The organism is Actinocrinis sp. (genome assembly GCF_035653575.1).
Classification (GTDB): domain Bacteria; phylum Actinomycetota; class Actinomycetes; order Streptomycetales; family Catenulisporaceae; genus Actinocrinis.
On the sequence record NZ_DASRBQ010000187.1, the window covers coordinates 1 to 3722 of the forward strand.

Here is a 3722-nt window from a genome sequence, read left to right on the forward strand (position 1 = left end):
GCGCGTCCGACGTCCTGTTCGTCGCGCTGATCTTCACCGCCGTCTACATCCGCGGATTCGGCCCGCGCGGCACCGGCCTCGGCCTGATCAGCTTTCAGCTGTACTTCGTCTCCCAGTTCACCCGCGCGGATCCGGCGACGCTGCCACGCATGCTCGCCGTCCTGGCCCTCGCCTTCGCCGCCGCGGCGATCGCGCGCTTCGGGCTCGTCCGGGCGACGCCGGAGCGGACGCTGGACCGGCTGCGCCGGGCCTTCCGCGCCCGGCTCGCCGCGACCGTCGAGGCGATGGCGGAGCTCGCCGGGCAACGTCCGGGACTGCCCGCTGCAGACGCCGCCGCGCGCCTCCTGCAGCGTCGTACCGCACGGCTCCATCAGTGCGCGTTGCTGATTCAGGCCCGGCTGGAATCCGGACTGCCGGACGCGCGTGCCGCCGCGCTCGTCGAACGCCGCGTCGCCGAGGCCGAAATCGCTGCAGAACGAGTCGGCAGGCTGTTGCAACGTGCTGTGCAGCGCACGCCGCCCGACGAGCCGAACCCAGCCGACCACGCGCTCCGTGCGTCGACCGGCAACAGCACCACCGTCGCTACCGCGCGACTGCGCCTATCCGATCCGCTGCTACTTGGCCTACGCGGTACCGCAGCGCCGGATGACCCGGCGATGGAACGTCTCACGCACGAACTGCACCGGCTTCGTACCCTCGTGCTGCGGACGGTCCCCGGCACGCAACTTGCCGGATTCGAGCAGACCCGCGACCGGCTGCTCGGCTACCGCGACGCCGTGCATGTCCCGCAGGCCGATCCAGCCGTGCGCGATGTGTACCTCGCGTTAGGCGAACTCGCGCGCGCAGTCCTCGGACTGCGTATGGCCTTCGGTTTTGAGACCGACCCACAGGACGACAGCCCGCACACCGCGCGCTCCCGCGAGGAGTTGGAGACCGAGGAGCTCAGCCTTGGCGCGGAGGAATCCGAGCCCGACGGCGGCGGCGAGGCCACCGGCCTGGACCGGATCTCCACCCGGCTGGCCTTCCAGGTCGCGGCCGGCTCCGCCCTCGCCATCCTCGGCGGAGAACTGCTCTCCGCGCAGCGCTGGTACTGGGCTGTGCTCACCTGCTGGGTGGTGTTCATCAACACCTCCTCCACCGGCGACATCCTGATCAAGGGCTATCGCAGGCTGGCCGGGACGGTGGCCGGGGTACTTGCCGGGGGAGCGCTGGCGAGCCTGGTCAACGGCGATCCGCGCATCGCATTCGGGCTCGCGATCGCCTGCGTCTTCGGCATGTTCTTCACCGCCGCGCTGTCATACGCGCTGATGTCGTTCTTCGTGACGACGATGATCGGGCTGCTCTACACGTTGCTCGGCATTTTCAGCCCCGGCGTGCTCGTGCTGCGCATCGAGGAGACCGCGCTCGGCGCAGCCTGTGGATTCCTGGCAGCGGTGTTCGTCTTGCCGGTGCGGGCGAGTCGGCACACCGATGAGCGCTTGACCACTGTCCTCGACCGACTTCGCGAGGCGTTGTCCCTCGCCGCCGAGCAGCTGACCAGCGAGGCGAAGTCCGACGCCTTGCATCGCCTCGACGTACTGCATGCGGCGCGCGAGATGGATTCGGCACTGGATGCGCTTCACAAGTCGATGGAGCCACTGACGCATCCCGTGAATCCGTTGCGCATTAGGCGGCAACGCGCGCGGTACATCGTCCGTCTGTTGGATAGCTGCGCGTATCACGTGCGCAGCCTCGCGGCTATCGCAGAGAGTGCGTCTGACACCTCGACAGTTATCGCCGAACCGTCAATCACAGACGTCGTTCAACGCCTCGACCATAACGCCGCAACGCTCGCCGATTACTTGCGTGACCCGAAGCTCTACTCCAGTACCCGAGCGCGCCAGCGAAAGAGCGACGACAACCGCAGCGCCCTCCAAACCGAACCGAGCGTGTCAGACCTGCTCAACAGCCTTCACTCGCGCAATGACGATTCGGTCGAACTGGACGATGACCCGGGCGACGGTTCAAAGGGCGCCGCGCCGCCGACCACCGAAACCCTGACCGCCGAAACCCTGACCACCATGCGTGTCCTGCGTCACCTGCAGCGGGTCGACGAAGCGCTGCTTGGCCTCGCCCGCCCGCTCGGCCTTTCCCCCGCCGCCGCGGATTCAGCCGCGGATCAGGTCAACCAGCGGGTCCCGTACCCAGCGTGACTGTGGCGCTTCGGTCCTGGCCGAACTGGTCGGTCCAGGTGACCGCCACCGATTGGCCCGGGTGATCGCGATCGACGAGCGTGACCAGCGTGGTCGGCGAGTCGACCGCGGTGCCGCCGAACGAGGTGATCAGGTCGCCGGCCGCCAGTCCCGCCGCCTGCGCCGCTTCGCCCGGCAGCACGCCGATTACCGCCGCGCCGCCGCCTGACTGTGCGTCGCCCACCTCGACGCCGAGCTGCGCGGTCGGGCCGATGTGCACCGTGGCCGAGGACGTCCCGGCGGCGATCTGCTGACCGATCGCCAGCGCCCTCGCGATCGGGATCGCGAACCCGGCGGTGCTGCTGCCGCCGCGGAACTGGTAGGTGCTGCCTGCCGCCGTGGTGATCCCGATGACCTTGCCGGAAGTCGCCACCAGCGGCCCGCCCGAGTCGCCGGGCCGCACGTTCGCGTTCACCTGGATCAGGCCGGTGAGCTGCTCCGAGCTGCCGGAAGCCTGATCGCTCGCGGTGATCGACTGGTTGAGCGCGGTGATGGTGCCGGGGGCCGTGGTTAGCGAGCCGGTCCCGCCTGCGTTGCCGACCGATGCGACCTGTTGACCGACCGACGGCTGCGTTGAGGTATCGAGAGGTGCGGTAGCGAGGCCCTGCGCTGCCTGAAGTTGCAGCAACGCCACGTCGTGCGATCGGTCGTAACCGGCGACCGTGGCGGCGTACGTGCGGCCGTTGCCGACGTCGGTGACTTGGACCGCCGTGGCGCCCTCGATGACGTGGTTATTCGTCAGAACTTCGCCGTTGGAGGTGAGTACGACACCGGTCCCGGCCGCCTGCTCCTGCTGCTGCCCGAGGGTGCTGTTGACGAACACCAGGTCGGGCGAGATGGAGTTGAAGTTCCCCGGTCCGGCGCTGGTCTGGTTGCTGCCGCCCTGGTCAGGGCCGGTCGCCGGGGAACCCTGCCGGTTGAGGAAGTACGCCGCGAATGCCGCGCAGATCACGATCAGCACTAAAGCCGAGCGTCCTCTCATCCAGAGGCCTCACTTCCGGTCGCGCCAGGGCAGACGGCTGCGGCCCGGTACGGTCCGACGGCCCCCGGCGCGGCGCGAGCGTCGCCGGTCAGACCGCAGCGTTGGATGCCAGCGATTGCCCGTGATCCGCGTCCTGGAAACCGGCGTGGACGATCCGGAAGTAGCGTGCGGCGCTCACGATGTCGAACACGGTCCGCACGGACCGCGACGGTGCGCGCAGCACCAGGTCGATGACGTCCCGGTCGGTGCGGTCGCGTAGATTCTGCAGGACGGTGAGCCCGACCACGCCGAAAAAGGTGACTCCGGACAGATCGACGACCACGCGCAGCGGCCGCCCCTGCAGGGCGAGATCGGTGGCCGCGCTGAGCAGATCGGCGGTGGCGAGATCCACATCGCCGTTCACGAAGACGGTGGTGATGTGCTGGTCGTGAGTGACTTCGACGTGCAGCCCGGGATGATCCGGCAGCGGTCGGGTGTAGACCTGGGAAGACGAGACCACGAGCGGGTCC

3 protein-coding genes are annotated in these 3722 nt (G+C 68.9%); 1 reads left to right on the forward strand and 2 read right to left on the reverse strand.

The window, feature by feature from the left end; genetic code table 11:
* A partial coding sequence (locus VFA06_RS25770) for an FUSC family protein (RefSeq protein ID WP_324843315.1) occupies positions 1-2192 on the forward strand: 2192 nt, incomplete at its 5' end.
* Here the strand turns inward: VFA06_RS25770 and VFA06_RS25775 are convergent.
* Together VFA06_RS25775 and VFA06_RS25780 are read right to left on the reverse strand one after the other, a co-directional pair.
* Positions 2164-3192, reverse strand: a complete 1029-nt coding sequence (locus tag VFA06_RS25775) for a S1C family serine protease (protein WP_324843316.1) — start codon at positions 3190-3192, stop codon at positions 2164-2166. The genes VFA06_RS25770 and VFA06_RS25775 overlap by 29 nt on opposite strands.
* Before the next feature lie 109 nt (positions 3193-3301).
* Positions 3302-3722, reverse strand: a 421-nt coding sequence (locus VFA06_RS25780) for an STAS domain-containing protein (RefSeq protein WP_324843317.1), incomplete at its 5' end; no start/stop codon positions are given.